Genomic DNA, 19,814 nt, shown 5'->3' with positions numbered 1-19,814 from the left:
GCGCTCCCAATACAACACCTTGATGCGGTTACGGGCTTTATTGAGGAAGACGAAAAGTACCGGGTCGAACACGGCGACCTTGATGTCCAGTTCGACCAGGGCAGTGAGGCCGTCGATGGACTTTCGAAAGTCCACGGGCTTGGGGTAGAGGTAGACTTTTCGACTTTGCTGTCGGGGCGCATCATGGCGGGCTGGCTCCAGAAAGAAATCGGGAGCACAGCATCGGGAATCAGGTGGACGGTTGGAATGTGGGGATGATGGATCACTTACGGTTTATCAGAGGGAGTATCCAGAGCCGCGTAGGCGGGTGTTGTTTCACTGGCAAGGGTTGCGCTTGCTTCAAGAGGTGCAGAGCGGGCTGGCTAGCTTGTATGTGTATGCCACTCCGGACAGCTATGAGCCGCTAGCACGCATTGACGGAAAATTGGGTAGTGAAACGACACATTACTTTCACACCAACTTGGCAGGTCTACCAGAGCAGCTAACTGACTCTAGTGGCCTGACTATCTGGACCGCTCATGAGTTACTACAAAATGCCTGGTTAAAAAATCACCAATTTATAACAAACAGAAAGTCAGGTATTGCAAATACAAATCCAGCAATAGCATTACAAGAAAACACAATGCACAAAAACATATCGAAGCCACAAGCAAAGTACAGCCTACACAACCCGGAGACTTTGAAAAAACAGAGCGCAATACAAAACATAAATAGAAACACTGCAATAACACGCAGAGGCATATACGAGGATCTAGTAAAAACAGAGGCTGGGACCCTCAAAACGCTAAAATATTTGCCACCGAAAAAGCAATGGAACTCAGACAAAAATCAATAAAATTCACTAACAAACATGGATTAACAAAATGCCCATAAACAACCTAATCGCCAAAATTGATAAAAATTCATTCGACAAGAAAACTGGCAGGATCGGAGGAAACATTCCGACCATCCTCACAGGCATGGAGCAAAGTTTTGAAAACTATAATTTCTACGCATCATTCCAAAACCCTGACGACAAAAATAAGTATATATCAGTTTTAATCCCGAAAGATTACTCAAACATGATTGACAAAAATATATACCCCAACTGCTCAATAAAAGTATTCTCCCACGACTTCTCAGAAGAAAGCGAAAACGAAAACCATACGATAAAGCACCTTAACAAATCATACATTACAGACTATTGCGAAGTAGCCTCGGATGAGTTTAACTTTATAACTCGAGCGGAGACCCCCTTGTTAATACAAGACGAACCATTCTACTATAACGACCTGAGAAGAGATAATTACAGCTTTTTCATACAAATTGATGAAGATTATTATCCAGACAACTTAATTAGCGGAAACTATATATTCGGATATGGCTCACTTTACTTGTATAGAAATAACGATACCGGAATCATAATCGCAGGGTTTTGGCAGTTCTCATAGCCACATGAACTACGTACGTTCGCGAGTCCCTAGAAATATTCCCAAAGAAACGTATGCGACTCATGAACCCCACCTACTACAAAATGGAGCAGTACCAGGTTAAAACTTCCGAACCTATTTCGTCGCTACCCCGCTAAAAAAAATCGTAAGGCACCACGACTCGCCAGCCCATCTCGGGGCATGTATAAAATGCCCGAAACGAACGACCGCCATCCGCCATGACTTCGAGCGGGACGCAATCGGCCGGCTTGTCAGCAAGTGCACTGAAGATGGCACTACCTAACAAAAATTCGAATACCAGCCCCCCGACAATACACGAGAGAGATTGAAAAAATATTCTCTGAAACCAAGCCCTCGTGAGCAAAATGGTCATTCGGCGATGGAGGAAGCGCTGTACGAACCCACCATCCTGCGCCAGTTTGCCCCGTCATCGCCTGGAAAATCCGTTGATTCGTGCGTCAATCCAGATACGCAAGACAAGGCAACAGGACCAGAGAGTAACGCTTCAGCCGCTTGCCCGATTCGCCTTGGCCTACCTGAGGAATCAAACCGTGAATCCCCTCGCCAGCAAAACCGAAGCTCAGAAAAGCAGGCTGATTGAGCAGGGCTTCCAGGTTCAGCCTTGCACCTGCGCTGACGCATGCTGCCTGCAGGCCATGCGTTTCAAGGGGTAGAGGGACATTGTGTGAATTTACTTCCAAACCGCCGCGGCGCCACTTCTATCGAAAGCGTTCAACCCCACAGCGTCCATCGTTGAAACAAAGGAGTAGCCGTTGTTCCGCACCGTGCCACCCGTTCATATCTGGCACTGGCGATGACGGAACCTGAAGAGCAAGCCAGCGTCATAGCCTCATGCAGCAACTCGGCATCAGTGGACTCGATGCCGCCCTCCGCATGACTCAGGATGGAAACGGCGCACCGGTTTCGAGCCGTTCGATCTGGAATTGCCAGGAGCAACAACATGCGCAAACGGATGAGTGCAACCAACCTAAAGTGGGCCTGCGGCTGGCTCGCAGCCGCGGTTTTGGCACTGTGCTGGTGGCTGCCGCTACCTTTTCGTTCCACCGCCGATGATGGCCCGCAGCAGATCTACGGCAACCCCGAAGCGCGCTTCACCATCACCCTCTACGCCGACCTCGAATGCCCGCGCTGCCAGGCCTACCTACCGCAACTGCAACGCTGGATCGTCACCAACGATCACGTCAACCTGGCCTGGCGTCACCTGCCCCTCCCCCAGCATGAACCGGCCGCAAGTCGGGAAGCGCGACTGATCGAATGCATGGGCCAGCGTGGGGGGCGCGAAGGCGTTTGGGGGGCGGTGCTCTGGGTCTACCTGCATGCTCAAGGCAACGGCCGTGGGTTGGCTGCTGGACACGACTATCCGGACATCGGCCCGTCCCTGCAACGCTGCCTGGCCGGCGAACGGGCTGCCCAAGTCGTGGACACGCAAAAAGCGCAAGCCTTGGAGAACGGATTCAACGCCACCCCCACGTTGCGCCTGACCGACAATCACACCCAGCACACCCTGATCCTGGAAGACCCAATCGATCCCGATGCCTTGCTGTCCGCAGTGGACCTGTTGAGCGCACCCGAGATCTTTGAAATGCCCGCTGACGTGATCAGCGATATGTCCAGGTAGCACACGACGTCACGGCCAGGGCGCCGCGTTGTGGTGTTTGTACTTGAATTTCGTGGAGGGCGGGGTATTGAGGCAGAATGCATTCGAACGAAAAAAGGCCCCGAAGGGCCTTTTTTCAACGACTTACAGACTTCGACTGAAACCTGTAGATCTTTATTTGGAGCGGGAAACGAGACTCGAACTCGCGACCCCGACCTTGGCAAGGTCGTGCTCTACCAACTGAGCTATTCCCGCGTCGTGATGGGTGCCATTCTAGCGATTTCTAAAACAGCGTCAACCCCTTGATTCAAAAAACTTTTATTTTTTTTCCGAGCCTTCGCGCAGGTGCGGCCAGGCGGCCAGCAGGTAGTGCACCATCGACCACAGCGTCAGCCCCGCTGCCACCAGCAGCAGCCCGTAGCCCAGGATCACCCAGAAGGTCACCACCGGCGGGTTGCCCAGCAGGATCACCAGCGCCAGCATCTGCGCCGCAGTCTTCCACTTACCGAGGTTGGACACCGCCACATGCGCCCGCGCGCCTAGCTCAGCCATCCACTCGCGCAGCGCAGACACCACGATCTCGCGGCCGATGATGACCGCCGCCGGCAGGGTCAGCCAGAAGTTGGCGTGGGTCTGCACCAGCAGCACCAGGGCCACTGCCACCATCAGCTTGTCGGCCACCGGGTCGAGGAAGGCGCCGAACGGCGTGCTCTGCTGCAGTCGACGGGCCAGGTAGCCGTCCAGCCAATCGGTGGCGGCGGCTACGGCGAATACGCTGCTGGCGGCCATGTAACTCCACTGATAGGGCATGTAGAACAGCAGAATGAAGCACGGAATGAGCAGGACGCGTAGAACGGTGAGCAGGTTTGGAATATTCATCGGTACGACTGGCTGCAAGTTGAGCCCGGCATTCTACTCGCTATGCAGGCTGGCATAAATCGACTCGGCAAGCTTTTTACTGATGCCGGGGGCTTTGGCGATTTCATCGATACTGGCGCGGTTGAGCTCCTGCAGGCCGCCGAAATGTTTAAGCAGGTCGCGGCGGCGCTTGGGCCCTACCCCGGCCACATCTTCAAGGCTGGAGACTCGACGAGCCTTGCCACGACGGGCCCGGTGGCCGGTGATAGCGAAGCGGTGGGCTTCGTCGCGGATCTGCTGGATCAGGTGCAACGCCGATGAATCGCCCTTGAGGGTGAATTCGTGATGCACATCGTTCAGGTACAGGGTTTCGAAACCCGCCTTGCGTGTGACGCCCTTGGCCACACCCAACAGGGTGAGGTCGGTGAAGCCCAGCTCCTGCATCACATCGCGGGCCATGTTCAGCTGGCCCTTGCCGCCGTCCACCAGCAGCACATCGGGCAGCTTGCCCTCGCCGTCCTTGATGCGCCCATAGCGGCGGGTCAGGGCCTGATGCATGGCCGCATAATCGTCACCTGCGGTGACGTCTTCGATGTTGAAGCGGCGGTAGTCGGACTTGATCGGCCCTTCGGGGCCGAACACCACGCAACTGGCCACGGTAGCTTCACCACTGGAGTGGCTGATGTCGTAGCATTCCAGGCGTTGCGGCACTTCATCCAGGCCCAGCACTTCGGCCAGGGCTTCGAAGCGCGCAGCCATGTGCTGGCGGTTGGCCAGGCGGGCATTCAACGCCTGCTCGGCATTGGTCACGGCCAGTTGCTGCCAGCGGGCGCGAGTGCCACGCACCCGGTGGCTGATGGTCAGTTCGCGGCCACGCAGCGTGTGCAGCGCTTCGGTGATGGCGTTGAAATCTTCGTGAACAACATTGACGATCAACTCGCCGGGTAGCTCGCGCTCTGCGTTGCCCAGATAGTACTGGGACAGGAATGCGGCCATGACCTCGGCCACCTCCTCCTCGATGCCCACCTGCGGGAAGAAGTTCTTGCTGCCCAGTACTCGCCCGCCGCGCACGCTGATCAGGTGCACACAGGCACCACCCGGGTTGACGAAGGCGGCGATGACGTCGACATCGCCGCTGCCGCCCTCGATGTACTGTTGGTCCTGCACGCGGCGCAACAAGGCGATCTGGTCGCGCAGCTCGGCGGCTTTTTCGAAATCGAGGGCCATGGCGGCCTTTTCCATCTCGGCGTTCAACTCATTGCCCAGTTGCTGGCTACGCCCTTCCAGAAACATCACCGAATGACGAACGTCCTCTGCGTATTCCTCGGCAGTCACCAGGTCGGTGCAGGGCCCTTTGCAGCGTTTTATCTGGTACTGCAGGCATGGCCGGGTGCGGTTGGCGTAGTAGCTGTCTTCGCACTGACGCACAGAAAAAGCCTTTTGCAGCAGGCTGAGGCTTTCGCGAATGGCCCCGGCGCTGGGGTACGGGCCAAAGTAACGGCCCTTGGCCTTTTTCGCCCCACGGTGAATGCCCAGGCGCGGGAACTCGCCATCGGACAGAAACACGTAGGGGTAGGACTTATCGTCGCGCAGCAGGATGTTGTAAGGCGGCCGCCACTCCTTGATCAGGTTCTGCTCCAGCAGCAACGCCTCAGTTTCGTTGGCGGTGATGGTGGTTTCAACCTGGGCGATGCGCGCAACCAGCGCGGCGGTCTTGGGCGCAAGGCCGGTCTTGCGGAAATAGCTGGCCAGGCGCTTCTTCAGGTTCTTGGCCTTGCCCACGTAAAGCAGCCGGGCTTCGCCGTCGAACATCCGGTAAACGCCCGGGCGACCGCTGCAGGTCGCCAGGAATGCGCTGGCATCAAAGACTTGGGACATGAGGTTTTACAGGCTTGCGTCAACCATACCGTGGCGAACGGCCAGCAAGGTCAGTTCGACGTCGCTGGTGACCGAGAGTTTTTCAAAGATCCGATAACGGTAAGTATTGACGGTCTTGGGCGAGAGGCACAACTTGTCGGAGATGATCTGCACTTTCTGGCAGCCGACGATCATCAGGGCAATCTGGATTTCCCGTTCGGACAACGCGTCGAACGGAGACCCCTGCGGCTGGAACGGTTTCAGCGCCAACTGCTGGGCGATCTGCGGGCTGATATAGCGCTGGCCGGCAAAGGCCAGACGAATGGCCTGGACCATTTCGTCAAGGCCTGCACCCTTGGTCAGGTAGCCGGCAGCGCCGGCCTGCAACAAGCGTGTGGGGAACGGGTCTTCCTCGCACACCGTCACCGCCACTACCTTGATGTCAGGGTGGCTGCGCAGCAGTTTGCGGGTGGCCTCCAGGCCGCCGATGCCGGGCATTTTCACATCCATCAGCACAACGTCCGGTTTCAGCTCCCGGGCCAGTTTCAGTGCCGACTCGCCGGAATCTCCCTCACCCACCACCTGCAGGCCGTCGATGTCGGCCAACATCCGTGTAATACCGGTTCGTACCAGATCGTGATCATCGACCACTAAGACCCTAATCAAGCACACACCTCGTCAGCAGGGCGATTGGATCCCGCCACCTTAACAAAATTTTTCACGGTGGGCCTAACGCATTGCTTCCTTCAGAAACGACTGACGTTCGACAGTAAGCGGCCGCACTATTTGCCGGGGCTTGGCGTCGTTGGCCAACCGCCCCAAAAGGTGCAAGAGCGCCGCCTGATCATCCGACCGCAATTTCCGAAAAGCCCCCAGCAAACCGGACTCATCCGTGTTCAAACCTTCGTGCGCTGCCGGGGTGCGCAGGCCGCTGAGGACATACAACGCATCCACGCCCCGGGTCGCCAATGCCGCCAGGTAATCTAGCCGCGGCGTGCGTTCACCGCTTTCGTACTTGCCTTGAGCGTTGGGCTCGACCCCACCGATATCGCCAAATACACGCTGGGTCATACCCAGCCGCTCACGTTCTTCCCGCAGCCGCATACCGATTCCGTTCATAGGGGCTTCTCCTTTTCCCTTATCTCCTCAAGTACGGGCTGCCCGCCTGCAGACAGCCGTAAAGGTGTGGATCCACTATGCCCATGCTCTGCGGTCGCGACAAGCCATCATTTAGCTACTATGTTGATATCTCGCTGCATCCGTACAAAGCATTCGTCTTCACCCATTTCGACGAAGCCATGACGCTGGTACAGCAGGCGGGCCGGGTTGCTGCGGAACACCATCAGCCGCAACAGGGGAAGGCGCCGCTGCCTGGCCCACAGCGCCAGTTCTTCCAGCACCCAGCTACCGACCCCTCGCCCACGGTGCTCAGGCAACAGGTGCAACTCGCGGATGAACAGCGCCTGGCGGTCCTGGCTGAGGCTGCAAAAACCCAACAGCGTGTCGCCTTCTATCACCAGCCACTGCTCGCGCCAGCCCCAGGCCGCGTCGAAGGCGTCCTCGATCCACAGCAGGTCGAATTCACGGTAGTAGGGCAACATGGCGCGGCGCGTAAGGTCGCGGGCGAAGGTGCAGTGGATGTCTTGGGCGGGAATCAACTGTAAGAACATCGCATCGCACTCATTGGGCATAACAAACTGGCGAACTGCCAGGGCCACTCCTGTCCAGTTCGTTTTCCAACCAGTCGGCCAGCACCCGGGCATTGTTGTGCTCGCTGTCCTTGCCGGCATAAAGCAATGTCAGCGTCCCCTTCCTGGCCAGGTCCAGCAGCGGATACCAGTGCTCGGGGTGGGCCGCCAGCGCTTGCTGGTAACGCTGGGTAAAACCGGCAAAATCCACGTCTCCCTGGTGGAACGCCTTACGCAATTCGTTCGAAGGTGCCACTTCGCGCAACCACTGCCCATGAAGGTCTTCCTTGCGTTTGTTGCGCGGCCACAGGCGGTCGACCAGTACACGCTGGCCATCTTCATCCTCAACCGCATCATAGACACGCTTGCAGCGAATCATGGGTGTCTCCTGCCATTACCGTCCGTCTTGAGCCTAGATAATTCATTGATCGAGGTCACGGCCGGGTTACGAATTGTTTCTATGCTCAAGGCCTTCGGCACTTTCGCCCAACGCCAACCGGAGCCCCCATGGCAACCCCGTCAGTGGCCAGCAGCCCACTACTGGCCAAACACGACGCTCGCCCGCAGCTCTCCCACAAACCTGGGCGTGCCACCTTAACGTTGTTCTTCAGCCTGCTGCTGGCTGGTATCGCCTACACCGCCTGGAGCCTCAAGCAGGATGTGACCGCAAGCGGTACGGTCATCACCACGGCCACACCGTTCCTTCTGCTGGGCCTGGCGCTGCTGATTGCCCTGGGCTTCGAGTTCGTCAACGGCTTCCACGACACCGCCAACGCGGTAGCCACCGTGATATACACCCATTCGTTGCCGGCGCCGGTCGCAGTGGTGTGGTCTGGGCTGTGCAACTTCCTGGGCGTGCTTTTTTCCAGTGGCGCGGTGGCCTTCGGCATCATCGCCTTGCTACCGGTAGAACTGATTCTACAGGTGGGTTCTTCGGCCGGCTTCGCCATGGTCTTCGCCCTGCTGCTGGCGGCGATCATCTGGAACCTTGGCACTTGGTGGCTGGGCCTGCCGGCATCGTCCTCGCACACCCTGATTGGCTCGATCATCGGCGTGGGCGTGGCCAATGCGCTGATGCATGGGCGTGACGGCACCAGCGGCGTGGACTGGGCCCAGGCCAGCAAGGTGGGTTATGCCCTGCTGTTCTCACCGCTGATTGGTTTTGCTTGCGCAGCCCTGTTGCTGCTGGCCCTGCGCGCGCTGGTCAAACGCAAGGCGCTGTACCAGGCACCGGAAGGCCAGACACCGCCACCGTGGTGGATCCGCAGCCTACTGATTCTGACCTGCACCGGGGTCTCTTTTGCCCACGGTTCCAACGATGGCCAGAAAGGCATGGGCCTGATCATGCTGATTCTGGTCGGCACCCTGCCGATGGCTTATGCGCTGAACAAGACCATGCCCAACGGGCAGGCCCTGCAGTTTTCCGCTGTCGCCGAGGTGACCCGCCAGGCACTGGTACGCAGCGACCCGCAAGCGGCCCCGGCTGACCCGCGCCAGGTACTGACCCTGTTCATTGCCGAGCCCAAGGCCAGCCCGCACCTGGTACCGGCGTTGGCGGCGCTGACCGGGATGATCGGCGAAGAGGTCAAAGGCTATGGCTCGCTCAAGCGCGTACCGGCTGAAGCCATGGCCAACGTGCGCAACGACATGTATCTGACCAGTGAAGCCATCCGCCTCATGGAGAAAAACCACCTGGTGACATTCGATGCCGACACCCGCAGCCAAGTGCAGTTGTTCAAGGCCCAGCTGGACGACGCCACCCGCTATATTCCGTTGTGGGTGAAGGTGGCTGTAGCCATCGCGCTGGGGCTGGGGACCATGGTTGGCTGGCGACGTATTGTAGTCACCGTTGGCGAGAAGATCGGCAAGACCCACCTCAGCTATGCCCAAGGCGCATCGGCCGAAGTGGTGGCGATGTGCACCATTGGCGCGGCGGATATGTTCGGGCTGCCGGTGTCGACCACGCATGTGCTGAGTTCGGGGGTGGCCGGCGCCATGGTGGCCAATGGGTCGGGGATTCAGAAACGCACTTTGTTCAATCTGCTGATGGCCTGGGTGCTGACCCTGCCAGCGGCAATGCTGTTGGCTGGCAGCCTGTACTGGCTGCTGAACCACATCTTCTGAACCCGTACGCCGCCTTCTGTAGGAGCGGGTTTACCCGCGAATACGGTAGCGGCGGCAACGGTGAACGGCGGGTGGAGATTGGCCAGCAGGCCCGGCCCTTTCGCGGGTGAACCCGCTCCTACGGGCGACCGCGCAGGCCTTTCAACGTTTGCACAAGGCAGTTGTCCCTACACAGGTTGATCAGCCCGGGATTTTCAGGCCACGCTGCACGGCTGGCCGTTCGAGGAAATTCGCCAGCACGCGCTGCACTTCCTTGAACTGGTCGAAGCCCACCAGGTCACGGGCGTTGTAGCGCTCCACCAGGTTACGCACCCAAGGGAAGATGGCGATGTCGGCGATGCTGTATTCCTCAGCCATCCACTGCCGACCTTTCAAATGCCGATCCAGCACGCCCAGCAGCCGCTTGGACTCGTTGACATAGCGGTCGCGCGGGCGCTTGTCTTCATATTCCTTGCCAGCAAAGAAATGGAAGAACCCGACCTGGCCGAACATCGGCCCGATGCCGCCCATCTGGAACATCAGCCACTGCAGGGTCTGGTAGCGCTGGGCGGGGTCCTGGCTGAGCAGCTGGCCGCTCTTCTCCGCCAGGTACTGCAAGATCGCCCCCGATTCGAACAGCGCCAGCGGCTGACCGCCCGGCCCGTTCGGGTCGAGGATGGCGGGGATCTTGTTGTTCGCGCTGAGCGAGATGAACTCGGGGCTCAATTGGTCGTCATTGTCGAAGCTCACCTTGTGCGCCTCGTAAGCCAAGCCAATCTCTTCGAGCATGATCGACACCTTCACCCCGTTGGGCGTCGGCAACGAGTACAACTGCAGGCGTTCGGGGTGTTTGGCGGGCCATTTGCGGGTAATGGGGAAAGCACTGAGTTCGGTCATGATCAACCTTGCCAAGGGAATGAACCTGTCACTCTAGAGACATCCCCAGCCGCTGACCATCACCGACCACTCATCAGCGTTGGCAGCTCAGGCCTGGCCGTGGGCCTTGAGCTTGAGCTTTTCGGTATCGACGCGGACAAACACGGAGTCGGCAGTCACAGTCAGTACATCCTCTGCCCAGACTTCGCAGATGACCCGGCTCTTGCGCCCCACTTCGCCTTCGACACGCGCCTTGAGCAACAGCTCGACGCCCATCGGCGTAGGTTTCAGGTAGGTCAGGTTGAGCGTGCCGGTAACGCAGTCGATACGCGGCAGGCTGCCCGGTTCTCGGCCTTCGTTACGGTAGTGGTAGGCCATCGCCGTCCAGTTGGAGTGGCAGTCAACCAGCATCGCCAGCAGGCCACCGTAAACCAGGCCAGGCCAGCCAATGAAGGTGCTGTCGGGCGAGTGACGGCACACCAGGTGAACACCGTCGGCGTCCCAGTGGCTTTGCAGGTGCAGGCCGCTGGGGTGGGAACAGCCGCAGCCATAGCAAGTACCCTCAGGGGCCGCGAGGGCTTGAAGGGAAAGTGTGTGATCAGTCATACGCTTCCTGTGCTTGTTGGAATGGGGGCGCGCAACGCCCCCATTAAAGCAGAAACATCAGGCCGTCTGGGCAACCATCTTCGCACGCCGCTGGGTCAGCGAAACCAGCAAAATGAACGCGGTCACCCCGGCAGTCATCAGCGTTTCGTAGCGATAGGCATCGCTGAACAGCATGTAGCCCAGCACCATGACGATGGTGCCTATCACCAGCCAGGTCAGCCATGGGAACAGCCACATCTTCAGTTCCAGCGGACGCCCTTCACGCTCGGCACGGGCACGCATGCGCAGTTGCGACACGGCGATGACCAGGTACACCAGCAAGGCGATGGCGCCGGTGGTCGACAGCAGGAAGCCAAACACTTTGCCCGGGAACACATAGTTGACGAAGCAGCCAGCGAAGCCCGCCAGGGTGGAGAAGATCACTGCCACGGTCGGCACGCCGGAACCGGAGATGCGCTTGGTCACGCTCAGCGCCTGACCACGCGCGCCCAGCGAATAGAGCATGCGCGACGCCGTGTAGAGCCCCGAGTTCATGCAACTTGTCACCGCCACCAGCACCACCAGGTCAACCAGCAACTTGGCGCCCGGCACGTTCAGCACTTCCAGTACACGCTGGAACGACCCTACCGCTTTGAGCCCGGGGTCGTTCCAGGCCACCAGCGACACCACCAGGAAGATCGACGCCAGGTAGAAGATGGCGATGCGGTACACCACCAGGTTGGTGGCGCGGCGAATCTTGTCTTTCGGGTTGGCGGTTTCGTCAGCCGCGATGGTGACAATTTCGGCACCGAAGAACGAGAAGATGGTGATCAGCACGCCCCCAAGCACCGTCCCGAACCCATTGGGCATGAAACCAGCGCTGTCCCACAGCCGGCTCACCCCGGATACCTCTGCCAGCGGCCAGAAGCCGAACACCGCCAAGGTGCAGACCCCGATGAAGCCAATGATCGCGACCACCTTGACCAGCGCGAACCAGTACTCGAAGGCACCGAAGTTCTTCACGCTGACCAGGTTGGTGCCCGACAGCACCAGCATGATCAGGAAAGCGAACAGCCAGGACGGCACGCCAGGGAAGTAGGCATGCAGGATGTCAGCACCGGCAATGGCCTCCACCGGAATGATCAACACCCAGAACCACCAGTACAACCAGCCAATGGTAAAGCCCGCCCAAGGCCCGATGGCCTCCGAGGCGTAGGTGGAAAAAGAGCCGCTATTGGGGTTTGCGATGGCCATTTCACCCAGCATGCGCATCACCAGCAAGACCAGCAGGCCAGTCATGGCGTAGGAGATGAGGATGGCCGGGCCGGCGGTGGCAATGGCGTTGGAGGACCCGATGAACAGCCCGGCGCCGATGATGCCGGCAATGGAGATCATGGAAACCTGACGGGAAGTCAGGCCGTGCTGCAGTGAGCGCTGTTTCTTGTTGTCTTGCGAAGCCATGAAGAACCCTCGAATGGGTCGGCCGCAGCAAAGCGGCTGAAGGTCTGAGCAGAATTCTTATAAATTTCTGATGTGTGTTGTTGTTGTTTTGCAGAGGACCGAAGCGGGTATTGACCTCCTCTTCGCATGACCGGTTGTAATCGTTGATCCAGGTCAGTATTAATCTATAGGCCGGGGTCAACAAACGACCTTTTCGAACCACATAATTCCTTTATGGAATGAACTCCTTCCTTTTTTGCTCGGTATTCGCCCGTCATGTCCAAACGCCTGATGCCTTCGACCACCGCCCTTCAGTGCTTCGAAGCGGCCGCTCGCCACCTCAGCTTCACCCGCGCGGCCCAGGAACTGCACCTGACCCAGAGCGCCGTCAGCAAGCAGGTCGCGCAGCTTGAGGACATGCTCTCGCACTCGCTGTTCCAGCGCATTCGCCGGCGCCTGCACCTGACCCCGGCCGGCGCGCTGTACCTCACCGAAGTGAACAAGATCCTCACCCAGATCGACATATCCAGCCGCTACATCCTCAGCTACGGCGACGAAACCGAAGTGCTGCGCATCGCCACCCAGCCGACCTTCGGCGCCCGCTGGCTGGTGCCCCGGCTCAAGGGTTTTAGTGACCGCTACCCACGCATTCACCTGGATGTGCGCAACGAGCTGGAGCCATTCGACCTGGTACAGGCCAAGGCGGACGTCGCCTTTTTCTTCGGCCAGGGCACCTGGCCCGGGGCGACCTGCATCGAGTTGTTCAGCGAAGAAGTGGTGCCGGTGTGCAGCCCGCAGCTGCTGGCCAGCCACCGTTTCGACAGCGCCCAGGCGCTGACTGAGCACCGCCTGTTGCAATGCGTGTCGCGGCCGGAGGCCTGGCATGAATGGTTCCTGGGGCTTGGGTTGCATAGCCAGAACAGCTACCACGGGCCGCGCTTCGACACGTTCTACCTGTGTATCCGCGCGGCCATCTCCGGCTGCGGCATAGCCCTGATTCCCCGCTATCTGGTGGCCGAAGAGCTGAGCGAAGGCAAGCTGGTGGTGGCCTGGGACCACCCTGTGGCAAGCAACGGGAGGCACTTCATCGCGCATGCCGAGCATGCGGCCGAAGTGCCCAAGATCAGGGCCTTCGTGCAGTGGATCCGGGAGCGGGTGGCTGAAGGCGATTGATTTGACCTGCCCCGGCCTCTGGCAGGAGCGGGCTTGCCCGCGAAGAGGCCGGCACAGCCAACCCAAAAAACCGGCTAGATCACGAATCCATGGAATGATCGCAATCGAATAATTCGTTTGCGGAATAACCCGCCGACACGCTTGGATAATAAGAAACTCGAACAAGGTCCGCGTGCCCCATGAACCAGGAAAGTATCAGCCAATCCATTGCCATCGTTCACCCGATCACACTTTCCCATGGCCGTAATGCCGAAGTCTGGGACACTGACGGCAAACGTTACATCGACTTCGTCGGCGGTATCGGCGTGCTCAACCTGGGCCACTGCAACCCCGCTGTGGTCGAGGCCATCCAGGCTCAGGCCACCCGCCTGACCCACTACGCCTTCAACGCGGCCCCCCACGGCCCGTACCTGGCCCTGATGGAGCAACTGAGCCAGTTTGTGCCAGTCAGCTACCCACTGGCCGGCATGCTCACCAACAGCGGCGCGGAAGCGGCGGAAAACGCCCTGAAAGTGGCCCGTGGCGCCACCGGCAAACGCGCCATCATCGCGTTCGACGGCGGCTTCCATGGCCGCACCCTGGCCACCCTGAACCTCAATGGCAAGGTCGCCCCCTACAAGCAGCGGGTCGGCGAACTGCCCGGGCCGGTGTATCACCTGCCCTACCCCAGCGCGGATACCGGAGTTACCTGCGAGCAAGCGCTCAAGGCCATGGACCGCCTGTTCAGCGTCGAGCTGGCGGTGGAGGACGTCGCGGCGTTCATCTTCGAGCCCGTGCAGGGTGAAGGCGGCTTCCTTGCCCTGGACCCGGCCTTCGCCCAGGCCCTGCGCCGCTTCTGCGACGAGCGTGGCATCCTGATCATCATCGACGAGATCCAGTCGGGCTTCGGCCGCACCGGCCAGCGCTTCGCGTTTCCGCGCCTGGGCATCGAGCCCGACCTGCTGTTGCTGGCCAAGAGCATCGCTGGCGGTATGCCGCTGGGTGCAGTGGTCGGGCGCAAGGAATTGATGGCGGCGCTGCCCAAGGGCGGCCTGGGTGGCACCTATTCGGGCAACCCGATATCCTGTGCGGCGGCCTTGGCCAGCCTGGCGCAGATGACCGACGAAAACCTTGCAACCTGGGGTGAACGGCAGGAACAGGCCATCGTCAGCCGCTATGAGCGCTGGAAGGCTTCGGGCCTGAGCCCGTACATCGGCCGCCTGACCGGCGTGGGCGCCATGCGAGGGATCGAGTTCGCCAATGCCGATGGCAGCCCGGCACCGGCACAACTGGCCAAGGTGATGGAGGCCGCCCGAGCCAGGGGCCTGCTGCTGATGCCCAGCGGCAAGGCGCGGCACATCATTCGCCTGCTGGCACCGCTGACTATCGAGGCCGAGGTGCTCGAGGAGGGGTTGGATATCCTCGAGCAGTGCCTGGCAGAACTGAACTGAGGCTTACAGGCCGAGTTCTTCCGGGGTAAGCATGTCGGACTCGAAGGCGATCCAGCCGCCTTCCAGTTCGGCATGGCCGTTGACGATCGGGCCGTAATAGGTCAGGCCGTTCTGCAGGGTCACGCAAATGTGCGTGGCCGGTTTCTCAGGGGCCGCGAGCGTACCGACGAAATGCACCTTCTTCAGGGTTTCGGTCACCGCTTCCAGGCCCACGCACATCTTGGGGTTTTCCGAAGCCTCGGTATCTCCGCCACGGTCTTCGGCGCTGATGGTCACAGTGGCGATGTACGGGTACTTGGTGCTCAAACGGGGTTACCTCGGTGGGTGTATAGGCGTACGGGCGCGTAGAGTACGGCAGGCCGTCTCTGTTGTCTCTACTGGCCTCTTCGCGGGCACGCCCGCTCCCACAGCGATCGCATGTTGCTTGGGGTATGCAGGGCACCTGTGAGGGGCGGGTCTGCCTGGGAAGAGCCGGGCCTGCAACAGGTGATCTGAATGCCCCGATCTGTTAGGGTGCCCGCCGATGCACGCCACACCACACGAGGATCCCGAGTGAGCGCCGAAGAACCCCTGATCGCCGACCTGTTCGAAGTCGACAAACGCCTGTCCCTCAAGCCCGTCGTGGACTTCAACAGCTACCTGCGCAATGCCTTCGGCGAGGGCCCATGCCGCTGCCACCGCTGCGTAGAAGGCGCCGACCAAAGCACCTACAGCCACGCACATAACTTCACCTTCGAAGGCCGCCAGTGGCACCGCCGGTTCGCCACCACCGCCGGCAGCGACGTCGCCCAGGTGTTGAAAAAAGCCTGGCTGTCGTACACCAAGGCTGATCTCAACCTGGTCGGCGCGCTGGACCTGACCACCCTCAAGACCTTCACCGAGGCCGCCCTGCACACGCGCCTGCTGGCCTTGCTGCCGGCCAGCGGCCTGGCCCGTGAAGTGGATGGCCAGTGGATGCTGCAAGCCCAGGCCGACTGACGGCCCGGTGGCAGGGCAGGATTCCACCGGTCTGCTAACTTGGTGGAATCCGTCCACCCACAGGTAGTCCGCCATGGCCCGCACAACGCCCATCGAGCTGTACCGCAATATCGGCATCGTCGCCCACGTGGATGCCGGCAAGACCACGACCACCGAGCGGATCCTGTTCTACACCGGGGTCAACCACAAGATGGGCGAAGTGCACGATGGCGCGGCGACCATGGACTGGATGGCCCAGGAGCAGGAACGCGGCATCACCATCACCTCGGCGGCGACCACAGCATTCTGGCAAGGCTCGACCAAGCAGTTCGCCCACAAGTACCGTTTCAACATCATCGACACCCCAGGCCACGTCGATTTCACCATCGAGGTGGAGCGCTCATTGCGCGTGCTCGATGGCGCGGTCGTGGTTTTCAGCGGCGCGGACGGCGTCGAGCCGCAGTCCGAGACAGTCTGGCGCCAGGCCAACAAGTACCACGTGCCACGCTTGGCCTACATCAACAAGATGGACCGCCAGGGGGCCGACTTCCTGCGCGTGGTCAAGCAGATCGATCAACGTCTGGGGCACCACCCGGTGCCCATCCAGCTGGCCATCGGCAGCGAAGAAAACTTCATGGGCCAGATCGACCTGGTGAAGATGAAGGCCATCTACTGGAACGATGCCGACCAGGGCACCAGCTACCGCGAAGAAGAAATCCCCGCCGAACTGAAGGCTCTGGCCGACGAATGGCGCGCGCACATGATCGAAGCTGCGGCCGAGGCCAATGACGAGCTGACCATGAAGTTTCTCGATGGCGAGGAGCTGAGCATCGAAGAGATCAAGGCCGGGTTGCGCCAGCGCACCATTGCCAACGAAATCGTGCCCACCATCCTCGGCTCATCGTTCAAGAACAAGGGCGTGCCGCTGATGCTCGACGCGGTGATCGACTACCTGCCCGCCCCGTCGGAAATTCCTGCCATCCGCGGCACCGACCCGGATGATGAAGAAAAGCACCTGGAACGGCACGCCGACGACAAAGAGCCGTTCTCGGCACTGGCTTTCAAGATCGCCACCGACCCGTTCGTCGGCACCCTCACCTTCGCCCGCGTTTATTCCGGCGTGCTCAGTTCAGGCAATGCGGTACTCAACTCGGTCAAAGGCAAGAAGGAACGCATCGGCCGCATGGTACAGATGCATGCCAACCAGCGTGCCGAAATCAAGGACGTGTGTGCCGGCGATATCGCCGCACTGATCGGCATGAAGGACGTGACCACCGGCGACACCCTGTGCGACATGGACAAACCGATCATTCTCGAACGCATGGACTTCCCCGACCCGGTGATTTCCGTCGCAGTAGAGCCGAAAACCAAGGCCGACCAGGAAAAAATGGGCATCGCGCTGGGCAAGCTGGCCCAGGAAGACCCCTCATTCCGCGTGCGTACCGATGAAGAGACTGGCCAGACCATCATCTCGGGCATGGGCGAGCTGCACCTGGACATCATCGTCGACCGCATGCGCCGCGAGTTCAACGTCGAGGCCAACATCGGCAAGCCGCAGGTGGCCTACCGGGAAAAAATCCGCAATACCTGCGAGATCGAGGGGCGTTTCGTGCGCCAGTCCGGTGGCCGTGGCCAATACGGCCATTGCTGGATCCGTTTCGCCCCCGGTGATGAAGGCAAAGAAGGCCTGGAGTTCATCAATGAGATCGTCGGCGGCGTGGTACCCCGCGAGTACATCCCGGCCATCCAGAAGGGTATCGAGGAGCAAATGAAGAACGGCGTGCTTGCCGGCTACCCACTGATCAACCTCAAGGCCGCCGTGTTCGACGGCTCGTACCACGATGTCGACTCAAACGAGATGGCCTACAAGATCGCCGCGTCAATGGCCACCAAGCAGTTGTCGCAGAAAGGCGGCGCAGTGTTGCTGGAGCCGGTGATGAAGGTAGAGGTGGTGACGCCGGAGGAATATCAGGGCGACATCCTCGGCGACTTGAGCCGACGTCGCGGCATGATCCAGGACGGTGATGAAACACCGGCTGGCAAGGTGATACGTGCCGAAGTGCCGTTGGGTGAAATGTTCGGCTACGCCACCTCGATGCGCTCGATGACCCAGGGCCGGGCCAGCTTCTCGATGGAGTTCACCCGCTATGCCGAGGCCCCGGCGAGCATTGCCGATGGCATCGTCAAGAAGAGCCGCGGGGAGTAAGCGGTTCTCCTGTGCCGGCCTCTTCGCGGGTAAACCCGCTCCTACAGGATGGCCGCAGGCCCAAACATTGTGCGCCCCCCTGTAGGAGCGGGTTTACCCGCGAAGAGGCCGGCACAGACCGCAACAGTTTTCAATGCTGCTCGCCCGCCCGCTTCAACAGCTTCTTGCACCGCTCCGACAAATGCACCACGCGCAAATGCTTGCCCGCCTTGGCATAGCGCTCGCGCAGGGTTTTCAGCGCCGCAACGGCCGAATAATCGACAAAGCTCAAATGCTGGCAATCCAGCGTGACCTGGGCCGGGTCCCCGGCCGTGTCGAACTGGTTGAGGAACGAGGTGGTCGAGGCAAAGAACAGCGTGCCATGCAGTTGATAACACTTGCCGCCCTCCGCGTCCTCATGGGTGTCGGCATACAGCTCCCGCGCATGCTGCCAGGCAAAGTTGAGCGCCGCGATGATGATACCGAACAGCACCGCCATGGCCAGGTCGGTCAGCACCGTGACCACAGTCACCGCAACGATCGCCAGCACATCATTCACCGGCACCTTGTGCAACACCCGCAACGACGCCCAGGCAAAGGTCTGCTGGGCCACCACGAACATCACTCCGACCAGCGCCGCCAGTGGAATACGCTCGATCAGCGGCGACAGGAACAGCACGAACAGCAGAATCATCACCCCGGCCACCACCCCCGACAACCGCCCCCGGCCATTGGAGCTGAGGTTGATCACCGTCTGCCCGATCATCGCGCAGCCGCCCATGCCGCCGCACAGGCCCGACACCATGTTCGCAGCGCCCAATGCCACACACTCGCGGTCCGGGAAGCCACGGCTCTCGGTGATTTCGTCGGTCAGGTTGAGGGTGAGCAGGGTTTCCAGCAGGCCGACCATGGCCATCAGCACCGCGTAGGGGGCGATGATCTTCAGGGTTTCCAGATTCCAAGGCACATCCGGCAGCGCCAGCCCCGGCAGGCCACCGGCGATGTGCGCCATGTCGCCCAGGGTGCGGGTAGGCAGCCCGAGCACGTACACCACCAGGCCAACACCGAGGATCGCCACCAAGGCCGGCGGCACCGCGCGGGTCAGTTTCGGCAGCACATAAACCACCGCCATGGTCAGCGCCACCAGGCCGATCATCAGGTACAGCGGCGTGCCACTGAGCCAGTGTTCGCCGTCCTTGAAATGCTCCAGCTGAGCCATGGCGATGACGATGGCCAGGCCGTTTACGAAGCCAAGCATGACCGGGTATGGCACCAGGCGCACCAGTTTGCCCAGACGCAGCAGGCCGAACAGGATCATCACCACACCGCCCAGCAGCACCGTGGCCAGCAGGTACTGCACGCCGTGCTGCACCACCAAGGCGACGATCACCACCGCCATCGAACCGGCAGCGCCGGAGATCATCCCCGGCCGCCCGCCGAACAGCGCCGTCAGGGTACAAATGATGAACGCGCCATACAGGCCCATCAGCGGGTTGAGGTGGGCCACCAGGGCAAAGGCGATGCACTCGGGGACCAAGGCGAACGAGGTGGTGAGGCCGGCGAGCAGGTCGGCGCGTAGTCGGGCGGGCTTCATGGGCTTCCTGTGGTGCAGTC

General features: G+C 60.3%; 21 protein-coding genes and 1 tRNA gene. 9 read left to right on the top strand and 13 right to left on the bottom strand.

The genetic code is table 11. The features are described from left to right. Nucleotides 1–135: IS66 family insertion sequence element accessory protein TnpB (gene tnpB, locus ACF8O8_RS00635; RefSeq protein ID WP_392509108.1), on the bottom strand; the 135-nt coding region annotated here is incomplete at its 3' end. A gap of 199 nt (nucleotides 136–334) precedes the next feature. Here tnpB and ACF8O8_RS00630 point away from each other — a divergent pair. The 4 genes from ACF8O8_RS00630 to ACF8O8_RS00615 all read left to right on the top strand — a co-directional run bounded on the left by ACF8O8_RS00630 (nucleotide 335) and on the right by ACF8O8_RS00615 (nucleotide 3,069). Further along, a complete protein-coding gene (locus ACF8O8_RS00630; protein ID WP_392509106.1) occupies nucleotides 335–835 on the top strand; it encodes an RHS domain-containing protein in 501 nt (166 codons plus the stop codon). Between the two features lie 28 nt (nucleotides 836–863). Then, entirely contained in the window at nucleotides 864–1,430 is a 567-nt protein-coding gene (locus ACF8O8_RS00625) for a hypothetical protein (protein WP_392509105.1), read from the top strand. A gap of 325 nt (nucleotides 1,431–1,755) precedes the next feature. Beyond that, nucleotides 1,756–2,031: a hypothetical protein gene (locus ACF8O8_RS00620; protein ID WP_010954880.1), complete on the top strand. Its 276-nt coding sequence runs from the start codon at nucleotides 1,756–1,758 to the stop codon at nucleotides 2,029–2,031. A 360-nt stretch (nucleotides 2,032–2,391) separates the two neighbouring features. Beyond that, a complete protein-coding gene (locus ACF8O8_RS00615) occupies nucleotides 2,392–3,069 on the top strand; it encodes a DsbA family protein (RefSeq protein WP_392509104.1) in 678 nt (225 codons plus the stop codon). 158 nt (nucleotides 3,070–3,227) lie between these two features. Here the strand turns inward: ACF8O8_RS00615 and ACF8O8_RS00610 are convergent. The 7 genes from ACF8O8_RS00610 to ACF8O8_RS00580 all read right to left on the bottom strand — a co-directional run bounded on the left by ACF8O8_RS00610 (nucleotide 3,228) and on the right by ACF8O8_RS00580 (nucleotide 7,830). Continuing rightward, nucleotides 3,228–3,303, bottom strand: a tRNA-Gly gene (locus ACF8O8_RS00610). A 63-nt stretch (nucleotides 3,304–3,366) separates the two neighbouring features. Then, the gene (gene pgsA / locus ACF8O8_RS00605; protein ID WP_010954882.1) at nucleotides 3,367–3,927 is read right to left on the bottom strand and encodes a CDP-diacylglycerol--glycerol-3-phosphate 3-phosphatidyltransferase; all 561 of its coding nucleotides are present in this window, start codon (nucleotides 3,925–3,927) and stop codon (nucleotides 3,367–3,369) included. A 33-nt stretch (nucleotides 3,928–3,960) separates the two neighbouring features. Continuing rightward, the gene (uvrC, locus tag ACF8O8_RS00600) at nucleotides 3,961–5,784 is read right to left on the bottom strand and encodes an excinuclease ABC subunit UvrC (RefSeq protein WP_010954883.1); all 1,824 of its coding nucleotides are present in this window, start codon (nucleotides 5,782–5,784) and stop codon (nucleotides 3,961–3,963) included. A 6-nt stretch (nucleotides 5,785–5,790) separates the two neighbouring features. Further along, a complete protein-coding gene (gene uvrY, locus ACF8O8_RS00595; RefSeq protein ID WP_003251380.1) occupies nucleotides 5,791–6,429 on the bottom strand; it encodes a UvrY/SirA/GacA family response regulator transcription factor in 639 nt (212 codons plus the stop codon). 63 nt (nucleotides 6,430–6,492) lie between these two features. Next, complete coding sequence (locus tag ACF8O8_RS00590; RefSeq protein ID WP_010954884.1) at nucleotides 6,493–6,882, bottom strand: helix-turn-helix domain-containing protein; 390 nt, start codon at nucleotides 6,880–6,882, stop codon at nucleotides 6,493–6,495. Nucleotides 6,883–6,989: 107 nt separating this feature from the next. Beyond that, the gene (locus tag ACF8O8_RS00585; RefSeq protein WP_010954885.1) at nucleotides 6,990–7,433 is read right to left on the bottom strand and encodes a GNAT family N-acetyltransferase; all 444 of its coding nucleotides are present in this window, start codon (nucleotides 7,431–7,433) and stop codon (nucleotides 6,990–6,992) included. 10 nt (nucleotides 7,434–7,443) lie between these two features. Further along, nucleotides 7,444–7,830 (bottom strand): DUF488 domain-containing protein, encoded by a 387-nt coding sequence (locus tag ACF8O8_RS00580; RefSeq protein ID WP_010954886.1) that lies wholly within the window; start codon nucleotides 7,828–7,830, stop codon nucleotides 7,444–7,446. Between the two features lie 128 nt (nucleotides 7,831–7,958). Here ACF8O8_RS00580 and ACF8O8_RS00575 point away from each other — a divergent pair, with 128 nt between their 5' ends. Then, nucleotides 7,959–9,575, top strand: a complete 1,617-nt coding sequence (locus tag ACF8O8_RS00575; RefSeq protein WP_010954887.1) for an inorganic phosphate transporter — start codon at nucleotides 7,959–7,961, stop codon at nucleotides 9,573–9,575. Nucleotides 9,576–9,755: 180 nt separating this feature from the next. On the opposite strand, the gene ACF8O8_RS00570 is transcribed toward ACF8O8_RS00575, so the two are convergent. From ACF8O8_RS00570 to ACF8O8_RS00560, 3 genes are all read right to left on the bottom strand, one after another. Beyond that, nucleotides 9,756–10,451, bottom strand: a complete 696-nt coding sequence (locus ACF8O8_RS00570) for a glutathione S-transferase N-terminal domain-containing protein (protein WP_010954888.1) — start codon at nucleotides 10,449–10,451, stop codon at nucleotides 9,756–9,758. A gap of 87 nt (nucleotides 10,452–10,538) precedes the next feature. Then, entirely contained in the window at nucleotides 10,539–11,036 is a 498-nt protein-coding gene (locus tag ACF8O8_RS00565) for a PaaI family thioesterase (RefSeq protein ID WP_003251394.1), read from the bottom strand. 57 nt (nucleotides 11,037–11,093) lie between these two features. Then, a complete protein-coding gene (locus tag ACF8O8_RS00560) occupies nucleotides 11,094–12,476 on the bottom strand; it encodes an amino acid permease (RefSeq protein WP_392509103.1) in 1,383 nt (460 codons plus the stop codon). A gap of 255 nt (nucleotides 12,477–12,731) precedes the next feature. Between ACF8O8_RS00560 and gcvA the strand changes: the two genes are divergently transcribed. Both gcvA and ACF8O8_RS00550 read left to right on the top strand, forming a co-directional pair. Continuing rightward, nucleotides 12,732–13,628, top strand: a complete 897-nt coding sequence (gene gcvA, locus ACF8O8_RS00555) for a transcriptional regulator GcvA (protein WP_392509102.1) — start codon at nucleotides 12,732–12,734, stop codon at nucleotides 13,626–13,628. Between the two features lie 179 nt (nucleotides 13,629–13,807). Next, complete coding sequence (locus tag ACF8O8_RS00550) at nucleotides 13,808–15,058, top strand: aspartate aminotransferase family protein (protein WP_010954890.1); 1,251 nt, start codon at nucleotides 13,808–13,810, stop codon at nucleotides 15,056–15,058. Between the two features lie 3 nt (nucleotides 15,059–15,061). Here ACF8O8_RS00550 and ACF8O8_RS00545 read toward each other — a convergent pair whose 3' ends face one another. Continuing rightward, nucleotides 15,062–15,364 (bottom strand): hypothetical protein, encoded by a 303-nt coding sequence (locus tag ACF8O8_RS00545; protein ID WP_392509101.1) that lies wholly within the window; start codon nucleotides 15,362–15,364, stop codon nucleotides 15,062–15,064. 246 nt (nucleotides 15,365–15,610) lie between these two features. Here ACF8O8_RS00545 and ACF8O8_RS00540 point away from each other — a divergent pair, with 246 nt between their 5' ends. Together ACF8O8_RS00540 and fusA are read left to right on the top strand one after the other, a co-directional pair. Beyond that, complete coding sequence (locus ACF8O8_RS00540; RefSeq protein ID WP_014755923.1) at nucleotides 15,611–16,036, top strand: hypothetical protein; 426 nt, start codon at nucleotides 15,611–15,613, stop codon at nucleotides 16,034–16,036. Between the two features lie 73 nt (nucleotides 16,037–16,109). Further along, entirely contained in the window at nucleotides 16,110–18,221 is a 2,112-nt protein-coding gene (gene fusA, locus ACF8O8_RS00535; protein ID WP_010954893.1) for an elongation factor G, read from the top strand. A 130-nt stretch (nucleotides 18,222–18,351) separates the two neighbouring features. Here the strand turns inward: fusA and ACF8O8_RS00530 are convergent, their stop codons facing one another. Next, nucleotides 18,352–19,794 carry a SulP family inorganic anion transporter gene (locus ACF8O8_RS00530; protein WP_049588236.1) on the bottom strand — a complete coding sequence of 481 codons (1,443 nt, stop codon included), beginning with the start codon at nucleotides 19,792–19,794 and terminating at the stop codon, nucleotides 18,352–18,354. Nucleotides 19,795–19,814 lie beyond the last annotated feature (20 nt).

Source organism: Pseudomonas sp. TYF_14 (assembly GCF_043105275.1).
GTDB classification, from domain to species: domain Bacteria; phylum Pseudomonadota; class Gammaproteobacteria; order Pseudomonadales; family Pseudomonadaceae; genus Aquipseudomonas; species Aquipseudomonas alloputida.
Note: the sequence above shows the minus strand (reverse complement) of the source record. Positions and strands in the feature narration are given on the sequence as shown.

Bases quoted from the DNA above. Each gene is read 5' to 3' on its own strand.
- ACF8O8_RS00625 (WP_392509105.1), top strand. From the start codon at position 864: ATGCCCATAAACAACCTAATCGCCAAAATTGATAAAAATTCATTCGAC.
- ACF8O8_RS00615 (WP_392509104.1), top strand. From the start codon at position 2,392: ATGCGCAAACGGATGAGTGCAACCAACCTAAAGTGGGCCTGCGGCTGG.
- pgsA (WP_010954882.1), bottom strand. From the start codon at position 3,927: ATGAATATTCCAAACCTGCTCACCGTTCTACGCGTCCTGCTCATTCCG.
- uvrC (WP_010954883.1), bottom strand. From the start codon at position 5,784: ATGTCCCAAGTCTTTGATGCCAGCGCATTCCTGGCGACCTGCAGCGGT.
- ACF8O8_RS00590 (WP_010954884.1), bottom strand. From the start codon at position 6,882: ATGAACGGAATCGGTATGCGGCTGCGGGAAGAACGTGAGCGGCTGGGT.
- ACF8O8_RS00585 (WP_010954885.1), bottom strand. From the start codon at position 7,433: ATGTTCTTACAGTTGATTCCCGCCCAAGACATCCACTGCACCTTCGCC.
- ACF8O8_RS00580 (WP_010954886.1), bottom strand. From the start codon at position 7,830: ATGATTCGCTGCAAGCGTGTCTATGATGCGGTTGAGGATGAAGATGGC.
- ACF8O8_RS00575 (WP_010954887.1), top strand. From the start codon at position 7,959: ATGGCAACCCCGTCAGTGGCCAGCAGCCCACTACTGGCCAAACACGAC.
- ACF8O8_RS00570 (WP_010954888.1), bottom strand. From the start codon at position 10,451: ATGACCGAACTCAGTGCTTTCCCCATTACCCGCAAATGGCCCGCCAAA.
- ACF8O8_RS00565 (WP_003251394.1), bottom strand. From the start codon at position 11,036: ATGACTGATCACACACTTTCCCTTCAAGCCCTCGCGGCCCCTGAGGGT.
- ACF8O8_RS00560 (WP_392509103.1), bottom strand. From the start codon at position 12,476: ATGGCTTCGCAAGACAACAAGAAACAGCGCTCACTGCAGCACGGCCTG.
- gcvA (WP_392509102.1), top strand. From the start codon at position 12,732: ATGTCCAAACGCCTGATGCCTTCGACCACCGCCCTTCAGTGCTTCGAA.
- ACF8O8_RS00550 (WP_010954890.1), top strand. From the start codon at position 13,808: ATGAACCAGGAAAGTATCAGCCAATCCATTGCCATCGTTCACCCGATC.
- fusA (WP_010954893.1), top strand. From the start codon at position 16,110: ATGGCCCGCACAACGCCCATCGAGCTGTACCGCAATATCGGCATCGTC.
- ACF8O8_RS00530 (WP_049588236.1), bottom strand. From the start codon at position 19,794: ATGAAGCCCGCCCGACTACGCGCCGACCTGCTCGCCGGCCTCACCACC.